This is a genomic window from Pontibacter qinzhouensis (genome assembly GCF_008017455.1).
Lineage (GTDB): Bacteria > Bacteroidota > Bacteroidia > Cytophagales > Hymenobacteraceae > Pontibacter > Pontibacter qinzhouensis.
The window spans coordinates 1-17,055 of sequence record NZ_VRTY01000042.1 but is presented as its reverse complement, the minus strand read 5'-3'; the positions used below and the strand labels follow the sequence as shown (position 1 = coordinate 17,055).

Below are 17,055 nucleotides of genomic sequence, written 5' to 3'. Positions count from 1 at the left end.
AAGGCTCAATTTCGCCGTTAGCTACGGGAGTGTAATTTAAACTGTGTCAGTTTATTTTTTTGCTTTACTGTTGCTTTTGCTGTTACGGCTTTAGCCTAACAGTAAAAGCAACACCTTGAAGTGTTTTTTCACTTCAAGTCTAGCTCCATCCTTTCACCAAACCAGATGGATAGCTGCTGGGCCGTCTGACTCCAATTCGCCAGCGGCATCACCCACTTTTTGCTGATGTTCTGGTGGGAGAGGTAGAGGAGCTTCAGCAGGGCCATGTCCGAAGGAAAAGCTCCTTTTGTCTTGGTCACTTTACGTACCTGCCGATGAAAGCCTTCAATAGTGTTAGTCGTATAGATAAGCTTCCTTATCTGCTCTGTATACTTGAAGTACGTGGAGAGTTTCTCCCAGTTACGCTGCCAGCTCTCCATGACCTTTGGGTATTTCTTTCCCCACTTCTCTTCCAACTCCAGCAGCCGTAGCTCGGCCAGTTCCTTGCTCTCTGCTCTGTATACAGGTTTGAGATCCTGCATAAACGCTTTCTGATCTTTAGAGGCTACATACTTGAGGCTGTTTCGGATCTGATGCACAATGCAGCTTTGCACCTCTGCCTGCGGAAAAATACTGGTGATCGCTTCGGCAAAGCCTTTGAGGTTGTCGATGCAGGCAATGAGCATATCCTTTACGCCCCGCTGCTGCAGGTCGGTGAGCACCGAGAGCCAGAAATTAGCACCCTCACTTTCTGATACATACACGCCCAGCAGCTCTTTGTAGCCATTCCGGTCAATGCCCAGGATGTTATAGACAGCTTTAGAAACGGTGCGCCCTTCCTGCCGCACCTTGTAATGCATGGCATCAAGCCAGACGATGCAGTAGAGTGAGTTTAGCGGTCGTGCCTGCCATTCCTTTACCTGAGGCACGATCTTTTCTGTCAGGGCAGAGAGCGTGTCGTGGGAAATGTCCATGTCATACATCTCTTTCAGGTGAGCGGAGATGTCTCGAAAGCTCATCCCCAGCCCGTACATGCTCAGGATGCGGGGCTCCAGGTTCTCGGCCAATATCGTCTCCCGCTTCTTAATAAGCTGCGGCTCAAAGCTAGAGGAGCGGTCACGGGAACTCTCCAGCTCAATCACACCGTCAGAAGTGCGCACCTGCTTGCTCACTTTGCCATTGCGGCGATTGCCTTTCCTTCGCTCTTCCTTATCCAGGTGCACATCCATCTCTGCCTCCAGAGCGGCTTCTAAAAAGTGCTTGAGCAGCGGACCAAGAGCTCCGTCTTTACCAAAGGTAGGTTTGCCGCTTCTGAACTCCTCCAGAAACTGACGCTTGATCTTCTCCAGATCTAAACTGTTGTTCTCTTCCATAATTACTGTGCTAAAATAACAATTCTATTATCTTGACACAGTTTATTTTACAGCCTCATGCTCTCTGTCATTATCAGCATATATTTCATTAGAACTGGTACTCCATTTAGGGAAGTTATAGATATACTACCTAATATAGCCGCTGCCGTTATTCCTTTATATATTCCTATGTTATGGTTTACCTTTGCTGCTAACAAGAAATTGAACCTTTCAAAAAGATTAATTGAAGAGTATACACATAAAGAAGTAATTAGTAAAACCTTTGAAGGTTTATCTACTCAAATTGAAAGCTTGGAAGACAGCAATATATCTAAAGATTTAAAATTAAAACTGCTGTTCAATTTATTAGAGATATCGACTGAAAATCCTGGAAAACTAATTTCTGATTATAAGGATTCAGTACTCTACCCAACTAAAAAATGAGTGTTTTGATAGTATTGAAATTGGCGATTGAGCCATCGGATAAAGATTTCTATCCTCTGGTGCCAATCTTTTGCTTTCATTTTGAGCATTTCCCTTATTTGGTTAAGTCCTGTGCGAAAATAGCTGTTGGCTTTGTAGCCGTGCTTCTTGATTTTGATTTTTTTCACCCTGGCATCCTGGTAAATGCCCAAACTCACGCACAATCCATACGCAATGGAAACCATCGCCACCAGCTTCTTCAGTTTTTCCAGGTCCTTGAGATGCGTGCTCTTCAGGTCAAAGCCCCTGCTCTTGAATGCCTGAAAACAAGCCTCTATCGTCCAGCGGCGGCGATAGACGGTGCCCAGGTGCTTGGCCTCCATCGTGCCAAAGAGGTAAAGCAGATCACCCTGGGCAGTACGCTTGAGGTATACATTTCCCCACACCCCATCCACCAGGCAGTCGGATAGGCTCAGCGGGTGGCTTTTAGCCAGCTCCTGAGCCTGCTGCACACGCCCGTCCAGCCGCTCGATGAGGTGGTGCTTTGGCATCCTGACGCAGAAGTTGATACCGCTATCCTTGAGGTACTTGAGCCATTTATGACCCATAAACTCCCGGTCTGCCACCAGAAGCCCGATGCGGTTGCCCAGCAAATGCAGGCACTTGGCTACCACATCAATGCGGTCCTGCGTAGAAGAATTGCCGCTTTTGTTATCCAGCAGGGACCAGTAAAGCGGCACCTGTATCTTGCCATGGCTGGCCAGCACCATCAGGATGTTGACCTGGCACTTGCCGAAGTCCCACTCGGTGCGGTCGATGCTCAGGCGCACCTTGCCTTTGCGGGGCAGAAACAGGCATAGCAGCATAGCCACCTGCTCGTAATTGAGGACGGCCTGGCGGAAAAAGTCCTGAATGCGGACTTCATTGCAGGCAGCCTTAGTTTTATGGTTGAGGTGCTCAGCCACCTCGCAGAAGTGAACCTTCCGGCTTTTAATCAGACCCAGCACAAAGCTGAAGATGAATTTCTTGCGGGCAAGGTGGCTGACGATCTCTACTTTATCGAATATTTCTTTAATTTTGGTACTGAAGTATTTCTTCATGACAGGAAAGCGAATTTTTAGGTTTGGTCACCACAAAGTTCTGCTTTCCTGTTCTTTTTTAAAACCCCCAATCTCAAACCTCAATTTTTAGTTGGGTAGAGTAAGGATTCAGACCATCCTTTACTTGAAGTTTTAAAACAGCAAACAAAATTTGAGCAGGCCTTAGAGAAGGCAAAGGACTATCCTGGATTAGGCAAATTGAATGAACTCATAATTAATGGGAAATATAAAACCTTAGTGAAGAAAAAAGAGCAGATAGATAAAATTGTTAATGATGCTAAAGAAATAATAGAAGAATAACTACATACGCTAATCTAGTTGATGTTTAGTACTTAACTTACACTTCACTCATAGCCTATATTAGTTGTTACTAGAGTAAATAAAAGGAAGGTTTTCTTTACTCTAATAACACCCCAGTCAGCTAATTAACATTATTACTTAATGTTGCTACTTGTTGTCAATCGGGTGCTAGATAAGAACCGATTTGGAGCAGTGGTTTTGTATCAAAATTAGGTGATGTATTGATACGAAAAACGAGGTTTAACGAACAGTAGGGCTATAGGGTGGTAAGTCTAACCTGTAGGTGTGGCTGGGGATATATTTCTATCTTGTGTTCCTTCTTTTTATAATAAATATTATAACTATTTGATTTTATATAAATGATCTTCAAAAACGAATGACAATACTGAATCTTCAAAAATAGTTGAATATTCAGTATCAAATTCTTCAATTACTTGATATGTAAGAGAAATCATTCGATTCCCTCTCAGAAATACATAATTACGAGTTATGATATAATAATCATCATCAAGAGACTTAATATTTGATTTTACTTTTACATGAAGGCACTTGAGGTTATTGACATAAGTCTTTTTGCTCTCTAGTAATATAGTAATCGGCATAATCTGCTTAAAGCCATTAAGTGCCTCCGAAACAGGAAAATCATGGGCATCTTTTTTGGGAGGATTATCAAAGTGAGTAACATGAACATTCATCGTAGCCATTCCTAAAGGATCGACCGCATTAAATTCAACACCAATAGAATTTGGTTTATTGATTGACCAACTTTTGGGGATTTTAATCCTGTAATGATTTATATCGCTCCTATAAATATTGTTCCCATTGACTTTCGGCTCTAATGAAGCATAGTCTTTTACGGTAAATCCATCCATTTTTATATCTTGAGAAAACGAAGGCACATTAAAGATCAATAAAGCAGAGGTTAAAAATAAGATTGCTTTCATATTCAATGAGTTAACAAGATAATAGATACATGATTTATCTGAGGCTGATGATTACTATTATGTTCAGCAGAATGTTTAAAGGATGAAAGTTCAAAGCACAAATTGCTTTACATAGCAGGTGATTGAGCTTATTACTTCAGTTTCTTGGCTAGAACTAGCTAATATTGCACAAAGTATCTGAAACCTCTTGGTCTCGACTTACTCTGCAGAATTAGGTCGATTGCCAGAAGGCCATCAGGCTGATAGAATACTTCGAAAACGCTCCGATATATAGGGTCATGTAGATGATTGGTTATAAAGAAAGCCTTCTCTGAAAATAGAAGAGTATCTTGTTGAAGTACATCTTTTGGACTAAGAACCGTAACCTTAAAAGTAGGCTGTTCTGCGCTATGAATCCATGTAACTAAAAACCTTTCCTGCGAATTCTGATCCTCAAAGGAATAATACTTTTGATTATCAATCCCATATATATTCTGGTTTGCCTCTATATAAGAGGCAAGCTCTTCGGGTGATAAAAAAATTAGCTCGTTTGCTTCTTCTCTTGTTATGTTTTTTAATCTTTCCATAGTTTAAAGATAACTTAAATATGGAATGCTTTCTAAAGGTGCCATTTCTGCAGTGTAAAAGTGGTGCAGGATTAAGAAGGAATTAGTGTCTTGTACTGACATAGGTTGACAATATTCATCTCAAGAATCGGTGGAATTACGAGCTGTTAAACAGAGCATTTACCGGTGGCTGATAAGCTCTTTTATGTTAAACAGAGAAATATTTCTAGAAGCATGTAATTTAGAGTAGAAACAAAACAGCAAAGCCACCTGCTAGCCGGGAGCTTTGCTATTTAAATCAGGCTCTGCAATAAGTACCTCCAACGGGAAGCGCAGTCCCTGGTGCAAGTTCCGGATCATCACCAGGGGAAGACGAGCGCTTTCGGCTGAGCACCTTAGATACATTGCCTTTATTGCCCATATAAGGCACCAGGTCCTCCATGTGTATCCTGATATATTCAATCGGATCCGACTCCTGAAGAACTTTTGCGCAGAGCAAGAAACGAAAAGGCTAATACAAGCATAGTCCGGAATCTCCACTACATCCCGAAGCTCATACCATTTTTGCCCCAATCAGCACCCGTCGTAAACATAAGCTCTCCTATAAGTGCTTTGTATGGCATGTTTTCTCGGGAGGGAATGCAGCTGAGCAAGCTGGAGGAGCTGAAGAAAAGAGCAGGAAAGACAGCATTATAATCGCATTTTGAAGGATACTACCGGTCATGAATAGCAGGTTTCCAGCTACATCTTAAACGGAGATATGCCTAGTTCACCAGCCCTTTTGTCCGCTTCACTTCCTTTAAGGTTGAATGCCCTTGATAGATATAGGAGCTTTGTTCCAAAATTAAGAAGCAGCTGTGCCCCCCTCAACTTTGTATAATGCTTTATAACCTCATGATTCCCACCAAAACCCTTCGACAGCTCAAGCGACTATGCTTGCTTGGGACGCTGCTTCTGCCGCTTGTCTCCTGCGACGACCCTAACGAAATGGGACTGGAGCTGGAAGATGGCCCTATGTCGGTTTTCTACACCGATACAGTCACGGTGCATGTCTCCACAGTACAGCTCGATTCAGTTGTCACCTCCGGAATGGGAACCATACTGGTTGGTAATTACAGCGACCCATTGGTAAGTAAAACGGCAACACATGCCTACTTTCAGGTAGGGCTGGGAAACAGCTGGGCCCTGGACGAGGAAAGTGTATTCGAGTCGGTAGAGCTGGTGCTGCCCTACACCGGCTACAGCTATGGCGACACGACGCAAGCCATTCAACTGGATGTTCACCGGCTGGTTAATTCAATACAAGAGACTACGTTACCGCCCTATGTAGGTACTGAAACGGCCGGTTCCTATTTCTATACCACCAGCGGACTGTATAACACCAGCAAAACAGCTGTGGCCAGCCAGCCCCTAACCAGCTATACCTTTACTCCACGCCCCGGCAGCCTAGACAGTTTATTTATACCGCTGCCTGATGCACTTGGCGAGGAGTGGTTCAGCCTCCAGCAGCAAAGCAACAACAGTCTACAGAGTACCGAGGCATTCCTGGATTATTTCCGTGGGCTTCGTCTTAGTGCATCAACTGGAGGAGCAGTAGTTGGCTTCAATGCGGCGGGAGCCGTCATCAGGTTGCAATACAGGGTTTCATCCACAGAAGGCAGCACAGGCTATTATCAGGATTTTCCGCTTATCACCGGCAGCACCCAGTATAACCACATCGCAGCTGATTTCTCATCGTCTTACCTGTCAGGTATAGAGCGTGGAGGTGACCCTGTGGCTAGTACAGCAACCGGCAACATGAGCTTTGCCCAGTCGGGTACAGGACTCATGGTCCGGCTGGATTTCCCATACCTGAATGATTTGAAGGAAATCCTGGTCCCGGCTCTGATCAATGGCGTGCAGCTGGAGGTGCAGCCTGTGGCCAACACCATCAAATATCCTTTTGCAGCGCCGGCTACTGTTAGCCTTTACGAAACTGACCTGAACAGCAAACCCCTCAGCCTTCTGCTCCAGGACTACTCAGAGGAGGTGCAGACAGCCGCGCTGAAGGCCGATGATGAATACAGCCTGAACTCTAAGTACTCCTTCAACATCACACACTACCTCATTGGCAGGCTGAATGCCACTCAGCCGCAGGACAGGGCACTCTTACTGGGGGCTCCTGCAGCGGAATTTGTTCAGGCGGTTAACCGGCTCGCGGTAGGTGGGCAGGGTGCTGCTGCAAACAAAGTGAAGCTCAGAATCTACTATACAAAACTCAATTAATAACCGTTTAAAACAAGATGGATACACTTACACGTCACCTGCGCCAGTTGCTGCGTTCAGCCTGCATTCTAATAGCATTACTAAGCTTTTCCTCCTGTGACAGCTCCGAGGAGGAGGAGGAAATCTGGGGTAACTGGATCAGGCAATCCGAGTTTTCCGGAGTGGCCCGAAGCGGGGCGGTTTCCTTCACCATAGGCGATAAGGCCTACGTAGGCACCGGATATGACGGAAGGAACAGGCTACAGGATTTTTGGCAGTACGACCCCACTAAAAGTGCCTGGATCAGGAAAGCCGAGTTCCCGGGTGCAGCCCGTAGTGCAGCCGTTAGTTTTGCCGCCAACGGGAAAGGCTATGTGGGCACGGGCTTCGATGGCGTGAATTATCTCCGCGACTTCTGGGAGTATGACCCTGCCACCGATACCTGGACGCAAATTGCTGACTTCCCTGGTACGGCCCGCTATGGAGCCCTCGCCCTTACCATCCAGGACAAGGGGTATATCGGAGCCGGATATGACGGCAACTACCTCAAGGACTTCTGGCAGTATGACCCGGCAAGTGGGCAATGGACAGAGAAAGTAGGTTTGGGAGGAGCCAAACGCTTAAACGGTTTTGCCTTTGCACAAAACGGTAAAGGCTACGTGGGTGGTGGCCGCAACAACAGCCTCTACGAAACAGATCTCCTGGAGTACGACCCCGTAGCCGATTCCTGGAAGCGCCTGAAAAGCCTGACCAGCGACGAGCGTGACGGAGAAACATATCCTTTGTCCAGGGCATCGGCCATTACCCTGGAAATCAATAACCGCGCTTACCTGGTAACGGGCACAAACGGTTCATTACTCAGCGAAGTATGGGAGTACGATGCCTTGAGCGACCTCTGGACGAGAAAGAATGACTTTGATGGCGGTGCCAGGGAAGGAGCCGTTGGCTTCGTGATTGACAACCGGGGCTATATCTCCACCGGCAACTATAGCACTTACCGTTTCGATGACCTGTGGTTGTTTGACCCGGCAGCAAGTGCTGACTAAAGGGTGGCTCAGACTCATGAAATTTCATTGTTTGTTTCGTAACGGAGAAGCCTGGCGTTTTTGTCAGGCTTTTCTTATGCCTTCTGTCTGCTTGCCCTTTGGATCAAAAATTTATGCTTGTCTATACCTGTAGGCTTGCGGAATCAGAGGTATATTGTGAGGCAACGGCAGCCTTTTGGAGCAGCTTCATGTTTGCCCAAGGCCTTGTTTGCGACTTTAAGTATATTCAACAGCTTGTAAGCTATCGTTTCACGAGATTGGGGCTGGGAGCACAGGCTGCGCAGGAGATTTTTATGATTGATAAACAAAAGAATTACGTCAGGGACCTGCTTCTGGTAGCCTTGGTGACGTCTGTCCTGTTTGGGGCTTTCAGTGTGCTGCACGCACTAATTTCCTCGAACCTCTATTTTGTGGGTCCGCCCCCTCCGCCCCAGGGCATGGGAGGTCTGGGCGGCCCGCCCATGAGGGGAAGGCCTCCCATGAACATATTTACCAATGTGCTGGTGACGACCCTGATGATGCTGGTGCTGTGGGGGATGAACATCCTGTTGTATTCCAGGTTCAGAAGCTTGCAGGGTGCAGAAAAGACCAAGCACATTGTGCGGTACGTCGTTAGTTATGCCATCACGTTTGGCCTGGTTGCCTTATACATTGCTCTGCTGGCGCAACTTGTGCCAGACCCCAGGTATGGCAGGGCTCTTTTCTTCCCGTTGATCGCGGCTTTCACCAACAACACGGTTGTGCTCATTATCCTGGACTTGGTGGTACTGCAGCGAAACAAGGCGCAGATAGAGCTCGAAAACACGCAGTTGAAGATGAACAGCATACAGGCGCAGCATCAGCACCTGAAGCACCAGCTGCAGCCGCATTTCCTCTTTAACTCACTCAACACGCTCAAGACGCTCATCAAGCGGCACCCCCTGGAGGCGGAGGATTACCTTATCAGGCTATCCGAGTTTTTGCGCGCCTCCATCACGGCAGACACGCAGGACACGGTGCCGCTGAAAGAGGAGCTGAAGCTGTGTGTGGACTACCTGGAGATGCAGCAGGTTCGTTTCAAAAATGCTTTCCGGTATCACATCCATATTCCGGATGAACTGATGGAAACAGGCTTCGTACCGGTGTTCTCTCTGCAGCTGCTGGCCGAAAACGCCATAAAGCACAACGGTTTCACCATCGAGGAACCACTTCAGATTGATATCGCTTACACCGGAGACGGTTACATCATGGTGCAAAACAATAAGAAGACAAAGTCTTTAAGCGAACCTTCATCCGGCATAGGCCTGAAAAATCTTTTTGCCCGTTATAAAGTGTTATCAGATAATGAGGTGCTGATTGCTGATACAGCCGATACGTTTACCGTTAAAATCCCCATTCTAAAGAAGTGAAAGTCGTAATCATAGAAGACGAGCCGCTGATGGCGGAGGACCTGGCCGAGACGCTGGTGCAATTGGACAAGTCAATACAGGTGGAGGCGATTCTGCCGTCTGTGCGATCGGCTGTTAGCTACTTCCAGAGAAACAGCCTGCCAGACCTGATTTTCTCGGACATCCAGTTGGGCGATGGTCTGAGCTTTGAGATTTTCAGGCAGATAGAAACCAGCACGCCCGTCGTGTTCTGCACCGCCTACAACGAGTATGCCCTGGATGCTTTCAAAGCCAACGGCATCGATTATGTGCTCAAACCATTTACTACCGCCTCCATCCAGGGCACGCTTCAGAAGTATAAGCAACTCCAGCAGCGCCTTTCGAAACAGGATACTCCTTACCAGCATTTGCTGGAGCTTTTCGAGAACAGGCTGACGCAAAAGCGGAGTTCTATTCTGGTATACCAGCGCGACAAAATCATCCCGCTGCCCATCACCGATATTGCGGTATGTTATGTCGAGAGCCAGCTCACGAAAGTTATTTGCTTCGATCAGAAAAGCTATGTTGTGAATCACACCCTGGATGAACTGGAGAATATGCTGGGGACACAGTTCTTCCGGGCAAACCGGCAGCACCTGGTCAACCACAAGGCGGTGAAAGAAGCCGCTCAGTATTTTGGGCGAAAGCTGCATGTTGCGCTCTCCATTCCGTTTCAGGAGGACGTTATCGTGAGCAAGGCCAAGAGCCCGGCTTTCCTGAACTGGCTGGCTAGTCAGTAATAAGCTTCAAACTTGAAACAGCGCCTGGTGATGTGGTATCACCAGGCGCTGTTTTTTTTATATGCCTGCCATGTAAGGCAAGTGTCACTTCATCCTAAGCCGCTCCTGCGTAGAGCTTGAAGACAAGCGCCATACCCGTTTTTTTCGCAAGAAGTTGACGTCAGACTAATCTTTCAATTCGCGCATGTCCGCTTCATCTCCTACTTTGTCCGTTTCATATTTCTTTGAGTGGCAACCCCTTACAGAATGCTGCATCTTTGATAAACAGTAACTTACTGGTTATGCTATTGATCTCCAGGTATGCTTCTGCATCAGGTATGGATCCCCGCTTAAGTTTCAAAATCATGAAAAGAGCATTTTTGATAATCGTTGCTTTACTTGCTTTCGTGCAGTCGCAGGCCCAGGGCGTGACGATATATGGCAAGGTACAGAGCAGCCAGGACCAGGGTGAGCTGCCGGGTGCCACTGTGGTGCTGACGCGCATCACCTCCGATAACAAAACAGGTATGGCCACCGACGAGAGGGGAGTTTTCCGGTTTAACGGTGTGGAGCCGGGGGCGTATACGGTGGAGGTCAATTACCTGGGTTTTAAGCCACTCTCCAAAAGAGTAGTGGTACAGGACGAAGCCGTCAACCTGGGTACATTCCTGCTGGAAGAGTCCAATACAACCATCAGGGAAGTACAGGTGGTGGGCAAGGTGCCGCTGGGGGAGCAGAAAGGCGATACCGTGCAGTACAACGCTGCCGCGTTCAAGACAGCTCCCGATGCCAGCGCCGAAGACCTGGTACAGAAAATGCCCGGCATCACCATCAGCAACGGAACCATACAGGCACAGGGCCAGGACGTAAAGCAGGTGCTCGTAGACGGTAAGCGCTTTTTCGGAGATGATGCCAGCACGGCGCTGCGCAATTTACCTGCCGACGTAATTGCCAATATCCAGATTTTCGACAAGAAAAGCGACCAGGCCGAGTTGACCGGCGTGGACGACGGCAACCGTGAGAAAACAATCAACATCGTGACAAAAGCAGACCGCCGGAACGGGCAGTTCGGCAAAGCCGCTGCCGCCTACGGCACCGACGAGCGGTATATGGTCGGTGCCAGCATCAACTTTTTCAATGGCGAGAGGCGCCTGACGGTGACAGGGATCACAAACAACATCAACATGCTTGATTTTTCGGTAGGGGAAACACCTGGCGGCGGCATGCGGGGCCGCCGGTCTCCTGTGGGCGGCGGCTCTACTACGGGGCTTATTTCGACTAACACGCTTGGGCTGAACTACAGCGACATGTGGGGCAAGAAGCTGGAGGTAAGCGCTAACTACAACTACAACCAGCGACAAAACCAAAACGACCGGCTTCGGGTGCAGCACTATTTGCTGCCATCCGATTCAGGGCAGGTGTACCAGGAGGCCAGCTACAGCAACACCACCACTGCCAGCCAGCGCCTTAACCTGCGCCTCGACTATAAATTGAACGGGAACAACCGCTTCCTGATAACCCCCAGTCTTAGCCTGCAGCAAAACACCGGGGCAACAGAGCTGGCCGGAGACATGTATAATGCCAACGGCCCCCTGAACGAGACGGAGAATAACGCTGCCAGCGATAACACCACCTACACATTTAACAACACCATCTTCTACAGCCACAAATTCAGCTTGCCAGGCCGCACCATCTCTACCAGCCTGAACACAGGTTTTACAGGAACGGAAGGCGAAAATTCGTTGCTGGCGAACACGTTTTATTTTAATGGGGCGGGGAGGAACATCAACCGGAACCAATACACCAGCCTCTCCGGCAACAGCCTCAGCTGGTCTGGCGAAGGAACCTTTACCGAGCCGGTGGGGCAACACGGGCAGCTGCAGGTACAGTATCGCATCGGCAACCAGCTGCGCGACAATGACCGGAGGACCTACAACTTTGAGGAGCTGACGCAGGGGTACAGTGCGCTGGACACCACCTTGAGCAACACCTTCAGCAGCACCTATCTGACGCAACGCTACGGAACCGGTTATCAGTACACGCTCGACAAGCTGCGCCTTCGGGTAGGGGTAAACTACCAGGTTGCCACGCTGCAGAACGACCAGCTTTTCCCCAGGAATTATGAGCTGAGCCATACGTTTAAAAACGTGCTGCCCACACTGGAATTGGGTTATACCTTTTCCAAAACCCGTAGTCTTGACCTTAACTATAGCACCAGCACCAACCCGCCGTCGGCAGACCAGCTGCAGAACGTGATCGACAACACCAACCCGGTGCAACTGGTGCAGGGCAACCCGGAGCTGCAACAGAGCTACCAGAATAATTTCCGACTGGGTTTTCGAGATTTCGACATGGAAACCAACCGCGTGTTTTTTGTGGGGCTATTCGGCAGCAACACACAAAACCATATTGCCAACAGCATTACCAGGGCCACTGACCAGCCTGTCATGCTTAGCAACGGCGACATGCTGGAGGCCGGGCAGCAGCTTATCCAGCCGGTAAACCTGGATGGCTACTGGAATATCCGGTCTGTGATACACTATGGTCAGCCGGTGAGCCTGCTTAGCTCGAATGTGGGTGTACACGGCGCCATCGGCTATGCCCGTACCCCCGGCCTGAGCAACGGGCAGCTCAACTATGTCAAAGCACCCAACCTGGGCCTGGGCCTTACGCTCAGCAGCAATATCAGTGAGAAAATAGATTTTACGCTGTCCACCAACTCCTCCTACAGCATGGTGCAGAACACGCTTCAGCCGGAGTTGAACAGCAACTACTTTAGCCAGAACACCAGCCTGAAATACAACTGGATTTTCCTCAGAGGCCTGGTGTACCGTACCGAGCTGAACCACCAGCTGAACGCTGGCCTTAGCGAAGGTTACGACAACAATTACCTGCTCTGGAATATGAGCATCAGCAAGAAGCTTCTCAAGAACCAGCAGGGCGAGCTGAGCTTAAGCGTAAATGACCTGCTAAAGCAAAATGTAAGTATCCAGCGCAATGTGCTGGCCCATTACGTGGAGGACGTGCAGTCGAGCGTGCTGCAACGCTATTTTATGCTCACGTTCACCTATAACCTCCGCAACTTCGGGGGCGGGGCAGCCCCTGCAACCGACCCCAGTTTACCAAATAGGCCTCGTGGCGGTTTCCCTGGAGGTGCCCCACCGCGAATGCCCAATGGTTAATTTTAAAAATCAGCTGTCCCTACCTCTATAGCCCCTGCATTGCCATGTAAGAACAAAGGTAGAAGAGATAGTATCCCCAAAGGAGCTGATGCAAAGCAGCAATTACGATAAAGTATTTTTATTAATTATATAACCCTAAAAAAGAAGTAACATGAAAAAATTAGTGATGGCAGCAGCCTTAGCGCTTGCTGTTTCCGGGACCGCCCTGGCACAACAAGGCCCACGCAGCAAACAAAAACAGACCGTAGAGCAAAGGGTGGAGCAGACAACAACTAAACTGAAGGAAACTGCCACCTTGTCTGAAAGCCAGTGGACAGACCTTAACGCCATTTATACGACCTATTACAAGGACCTCGATGCCTTGACCACTGGAGGAACACGTCCTGACCGAGAGAAAATGATGGAACTGACGAAAAATAGGGATGCCAAAATAAAAGAATTGGTAGGCGAAACTGAGTTTGCAAAAATTCAAAAAGTAGAAAGTGCAAATCGTCCTGCAAGGCAGGATGGTGCTGGCAGGCGTCCGGGTGGCGCTAGACCAGGTGGAGGTACTATTTAAGCAGAAAAGGCAGGGAAGCAGCTGGATTAAGGAATATGCAACTTCCCTGCCCTTGCTTTATCACAATGTACGAAAAATTAATCTAACTGAAAACCAGCAACTATATAAAGCAACAACTGTGACATCTCTAAGGCATTTTAACTATTTCAGAATAACCTATATTTTGTTTATACTGGCACTTATATCAGTGAATATGCTTGTTCTGCTGTAAGAATTTACAAAACACTTAACTTTTATAAAATGGGAAAGGCTGCGGTTCTTGAAATTTTAACGGATCCATCCGCCATAAATAAAGTAGCTTGTCAAGAGCCCAGCTTGATGAGCTGGAAGCCATCTACTGCCTTATTTTACGAGCTAACCACGCTCGTCTGTTGTCATGGCTTAGTAGCAGATTACAGGCAATAGCTGCACACCTTGTATAGTATTATGCATCGCGCGTAATACAGTTGAATTTCAGCCTCACAAATACTACCCAGCCATACCTAACCGTAAGTTTTACATTCGTTCAGCCAAGCCCTTAGTAAATTTAAAATTGCATAATTGCCTCGAGTAAAGTATCTACTATTCCTCCTGTTAAGAGAGCATTACTTCTACTAGGCAGTAAGTTCGGCATACATTTGCCCTTAAAAATTTTAGTATATGATCATCTACCAGAATGGATTAATGTTGCTTGATTATAATCCTTCCACAGACATTGTAACTGTAGACCTACCAAATGTAGTGGAAATCGGTGTGTATGAGTTGATGCGTTCTCTGGAGATTGTGGCCGAACACATTCTGAACTATGATATAAAAAGGCTTCTGCTGGACTCAAGTAGAGTGCTGGTAGAGCAGATAGAGGATGAGGATTATAAAGTAGTTGTAGGGAAGTTTCTTGCTCATCTGATGAAGTCTCGCTTAGAGAAAATAGCCCGTGTCAATTCCTCCAGACTTTCTCATGAACAAAGAGTGCTCCATGTTACTGCTGAGGCCACACAAAAACTCGGTACTTCTATCAAGGTGAAGACCTTTAGTGGCAAGAGGGAGGCTTTAAACTGGCTACTTAGCTAAGAACAACTGCTTTTGAAGCACAGGAGCGACAAGTTCGCAACATGACCATTTCATAGTAGTGGTAGTAAAGAAAGATAAATGTCTTAAATAAACATGTACGAAAAGTGGGATACTTAGACCCTGAGTACCTTATCGCTGAAAAAATCAATTTCCCTGTATAAATAGGACTGGCTATTTGAAATCATCCTAGGTGAATTCTCAAGCATTATATGCCTTCAGAAACAAAACTGAACCGCTCATTATCTATATCGGATATAATATTTTTTCACATGAAAGGTTAGCATAAAATTAGAAGGCCGCTTCACCCCACCTTTTGTCTACTTGAAGTTTGTGCTTGTCCGTTTAGCTGAATCCGTGCTGTTTTAGGCGATTCCTGGCATCTGCTTTGCCTTATCCTTTGTAACCAAGGCAACTAAATTTTTAACCATTTAAAGCAAACGGATATGAAAAAGTTAGTAGTAATGATGATGCTAGGATTGGCGGTAGCCGCCACCTCACAGGCACAAAATGGTTCGCAACGCGACAACAGAACAGAGCAAGACCACTATGACAGAGGGAACTCCCGCGACAACCAAGACCGCAAGCCAAATGTTTCGCCGGAACAAATGGCCACCAAGCGCACCGAAGTGCTGCAGCAGAAGCTTGACCTGAACAAGTCTCAGACGAAAAAACTGCAGGCCCTTAACCTGAAGCACGCCCAGCAAGTGCGGGCTCTCCGAGGCCAGTTCGCCAAAGGCGGTGAAAAAAAACCGAAACAGGTAGAGCAGATGCAGCGCCTGAGAGCTGACTGGGACAAGGAGTTCAAGAAAATCGCCAGCAAGAAACAATACGCACAATATGAGCTGGAAAAGAAGCAAATGCAAGCCAGCCGAAGAGGCAAAAGGATCGGCAAACAGCATAGTTGATTCTTGTAGCTGCTTTGAAATTGGATGTGGTAGCACAGAAGCTGCTTTGGATTAAGGACATCAGACACCAGTATAAATACACTGTATTTTGATACTGGTGTCTGATGTATAGCTTCTCCCCTCGCATAGAGCTAGGAATTAAACCTTAATCCTTTCAGATTATCAAAGGGGTGAAATAAATTTTTAAATTAGTTTCAATTGACATGAAAGCGAGAATACTGATGTCCATTATACTTACTGTCGCCTCGGCAATGACGGGGGAGGCTCTACTTGCCCAGAACAGAAGAGACAGGAAGCCGGAGAGAGTGGTCGCTGCTAATCACAGGGCTCCAAAAAAAGTTGTAGTCGTGAGAAGGCCCGTCAGAAAGGTGGTTGTGAGAAAGGCCCATACACGTTACCTTGGAATGCCCAGGTGGGGCGCAACAGTCACTGCGCTGCCTGCCTCCTATATAACCATCAGTTTTGGGGACAGTCAGTTCTTCTACCATAACGGAGTCTACTACTCACGGCGCAACGGTGTTTACGTTGTAACGCGCCCAGTGAGGGGGGTAAGGGTACAAGTGCTGCCTGTTGGGTTCAGGGCTGTCCCAATCGGCCCCAGGACTTACTACTATTACTACGGAACATACTACCTCAAGGCAGCCAAAACGGATGAATACATTGTGGTGAACGCCCCAGAGGGTGCGGTGGTGGATGCATTGCCGGAGGGATACGAAATCAAAGTTGTGGACGGCAATGAGTACTACTTCCTGGATGGTGTTTATTATGCGGAAGTGGATGCCCCTGAATTTGATGACAAGATAGGGTATCAGGTTGTGACCTTCTAATATTCAATTCTAACTAATAGGCCTGAATAAGTGATCGCATGACGACGCTTATTTAGGCTTAATTCTTTATGTAGCTCCCCCATTTATAAGGAAATGCACATTGTCTCTATGGTTACTCTCTTTATTAGGGGATCTCAGTAGCCAGCATGATAAGATCTTGCATGACGAGGGTCGGATATTGTTCAATAACGTTGAAAACCGGCTAAGGCGGTAAGTGCTTTAATCATATAACCATGAGTTTGCTCACGCCATGTATGAGATGGAGAGCAGGCTAGGGCTTTACTTTTAGGGCAACCAGGCATCCCTGCTGCACAAATGACAGTTAGAAAGACCTCTCATAACTTTGGGAGCAAACTGCAGTGACTATCACCCTCCCATTTGAGGAAGACATGATAGGGAGCAAAGGGAGTGTAAACTAAACTGTGTCACTGATTTTGATTTAGTGGCTTTTTTGCTGTTACGGCTTTAGCCTAA

General features: G+C 47.3%; 14 protein-coding genes. 10 read left to right on the top strand and 4 right to left on the bottom strand.

Going from position 1 to position 17,055, the window contains the following annotated elements; translation table 11 throughout:
• Positions 1–128 precede the first annotated feature (128 nt).
• The gene (locus FVR03_RS12240) at positions 129–1,352 is read right to left on the bottom strand and encodes an IS256 family transposase (RefSeq protein ID WP_147922043.1); all 1,224 of its coding nucleotides are present in this window, start codon (positions 1,350–1,352) and stop codon (positions 129–131) included.
• Between the two features lie 57 nt (positions 1,353–1,409).
• On the opposite strand from FVR03_RS12240, the gene FVR03_RS12235 reads away from it, so the two are divergent.
• A complete protein-coding gene (locus FVR03_RS12235) occupies positions 1,410–1,775 on the top strand; it encodes a hypothetical protein (RefSeq protein WP_147922042.1) in 366 nt (121 codons plus the stop codon).
• On the opposite strand, the gene FVR03_RS12230 is transcribed toward FVR03_RS12235, so the two are convergent.
• The 3 genes from FVR03_RS12230 to FVR03_RS12220 form a co-directional block, all read right to left on the bottom strand.
• Positions 1,757–2,854 carry an IS4 family transposase gene (locus tag FVR03_RS12230; RefSeq protein ID WP_147922041.1) on the bottom strand — a complete coding sequence of 366 codons (1,098 nt, stop codon included), beginning with the start codon at positions 2,852–2,854 and terminating at the stop codon, positions 1,757–1,759. The two genes, FVR03_RS12235 and FVR03_RS12230, sit on opposite strands and share 19 nt — an antisense overlap.
• A gap of 641 nt (positions 2,855–3,495) precedes the next feature.
• Positions 3,496–4,098 (bottom strand): hypothetical protein, encoded by a 603-nt coding sequence (locus tag FVR03_RS12225; RefSeq protein ID WP_147922040.1) that lies wholly within the window; start codon positions 4,096–4,098, stop codon positions 3,496–3,498.
• A gap of 158 nt (positions 4,099–4,256) precedes the next feature.
• Complete coding sequence (locus FVR03_RS12220; RefSeq protein ID WP_147922039.1) at positions 4,257–4,664, bottom strand: hypothetical protein; 408 nt, start codon at positions 4,662–4,664, stop codon at positions 4,257–4,259.
• 858 nt (positions 4,665–5,522) lie between these two features.
• On the opposite strand from FVR03_RS12220, the gene FVR03_RS12215 reads away from it, so the two are divergent.
• The 9 genes from FVR03_RS12215 (at position 5,523) to FVR03_RS12175 (ending at position 16,581) form a co-directional block, all read left to right on the top strand.
• Positions 5,523–6,908: a DUF4270 family protein gene (locus FVR03_RS12215; protein WP_147922038.1), complete on the top strand. Its 1,386-nt coding sequence runs from the start codon at positions 5,523–5,525 to the stop codon at positions 6,906–6,908.
• Positions 6,909–6,925: 17 nt separating this feature from the next.
• On the top strand, positions 6,926–7,933 hold the full coding sequence (locus FVR03_RS12210) for a Kelch repeat-containing protein (RefSeq protein ID WP_147922037.1): 1,008 nt from the start codon (positions 6,926–6,928) through the stop codon (positions 7,931–7,933).
• A gap of 293 nt (positions 7,934–8,226) precedes the next feature.
• The gene (locus tag FVR03_RS12205; RefSeq protein WP_222707223.1) at positions 8,227–9,321 is read left to right on the top strand and encodes a sensor histidine kinase; all 1,095 of its coding nucleotides are present in this window, start codon (positions 8,227–8,229) and stop codon (positions 9,319–9,321) included.
• Entirely contained in the window at positions 9,318–10,079 is a 762-nt protein-coding gene (locus FVR03_RS12200) for a LytR/AlgR family response regulator transcription factor (protein ID WP_147922035.1), read from the top strand. Before FVR03_RS12205 ends, FVR03_RS12200 begins: the two co-directional genes overlap by 4 nt.
• A 344-nt stretch (positions 10,080–10,423) precedes the next feature.
• Entirely contained in the window at positions 10,424–13,240 is a 2,817-nt protein-coding gene (locus tag FVR03_RS12195; RefSeq protein WP_147922034.1) for a TonB-dependent receptor, read from the top strand.
• A 151-nt stretch (positions 13,241–13,391) separates the two neighbouring features.
• On the top strand, positions 13,392–13,799 hold the full coding sequence (locus tag FVR03_RS12190; RefSeq protein ID WP_147922033.1) for a hypothetical protein: 408 nt from the start codon (positions 13,392–13,394) through the stop codon (positions 13,797–13,799).
• A 639-nt stretch (positions 13,800–14,438) separates the two neighbouring features.
• Positions 14,439–14,849, top strand: coding sequence for a hypothetical protein (locus tag FVR03_RS12185; RefSeq protein WP_147922032.1), 411 nt, complete (start codon positions 14,439–14,441; stop codon positions 14,847–14,849).
• 443 nt (positions 14,850–15,292) lie between these two features.
• A complete protein-coding gene (locus tag FVR03_RS12180; protein ID WP_147922031.1) occupies positions 15,293–15,754 on the top strand; it encodes a DUF4890 domain-containing protein in 462 nt (153 codons plus the stop codon).
• Between the two features lie 203 nt (positions 15,755–15,957).
• Positions 15,958–16,581 carry a DUF6515 family protein gene (locus FVR03_RS12175; RefSeq protein WP_147922030.1) on the top strand — a complete coding sequence of 208 codons (624 nt, stop codon included), beginning with the start codon at positions 15,958–15,960 and terminating at the stop codon, positions 16,579–16,581.
• Positions 16,582–17,055 lie beyond the last annotated feature (474 nt).

Coding starts and splice junctions, on each gene's coding strand:
- FVR03_RS12240 (WP_147922043.1), bottom strand. CDS start 1,352: ATGGAAGAGAACAACAGTTTAGATCTGGAGAAGATCAAGCGTCAGTTT.
- FVR03_RS12235 (WP_147922042.1), top strand. CDS start 1,410: ATGCTCTCTGTCATTATCAGCATATATTTCATTAGAACTGGTACTCCA.
- FVR03_RS12230 (WP_147922041.1), bottom strand. CDS start 2,854: ATGAAGAAATACTTCAGTACCAAAATTAAAGAAATATTCGATAAAGTA.
- FVR03_RS12225 (WP_147922040.1), bottom strand. CDS start 4,098: ATGAAAGCAATCTTATTTTTAACCTCTGCTTTATTGATCTTTAATGTG.
- FVR03_RS12220 (WP_147922039.1), bottom strand. CDS start 4,664: ATGGAAAGATTAAAAAACATAACAAGAGAAGAAGCAAACGAGCTAATT.
- FVR03_RS12215 (WP_147922038.1), top strand. CDS start 5,523: ATGCTTTATAACCTCATGATTCCCACCAAAACCCTTCGACAGCTCAAG.
- FVR03_RS12210 (WP_147922037.1), top strand. CDS start 6,926: ATGGATACACTTACACGTCACCTGCGCCAGTTGCTGCGTTCAGCCTGC.
- FVR03_RS12205 (WP_222707223.1), top strand. CDS start 8,227: ATGATTGATAAACAAAAGAATTACGTCAGGGACCTGCTTCTGGTAGCC.
- FVR03_RS12195 (WP_147922034.1), top strand. CDS start 10,424: ATGAAAAGAGCATTTTTGATAATCGTTGCTTTACTTGCTTTCGTGCAG.
- FVR03_RS12190 (WP_147922033.1), top strand. CDS start 13,392: ATGAAAAAATTAGTGATGGCAGCAGCCTTAGCGCTTGCTGTTTCCGGG.
- FVR03_RS12185 (WP_147922032.1), top strand. CDS start 14,439: ATGATCATCTACCAGAATGGATTAATGTTGCTTGATTATAATCCTTCC.
- FVR03_RS12180 (WP_147922031.1), top strand. CDS start 15,293: ATGAAAAAGTTAGTAGTAATGATGATGCTAGGATTGGCGGTAGCCGCC.
- FVR03_RS12175 (WP_147922030.1), top strand. CDS start 15,958: ATGAAAGCGAGAATACTGATGTCCATTATACTTACTGTCGCCTCGGCA.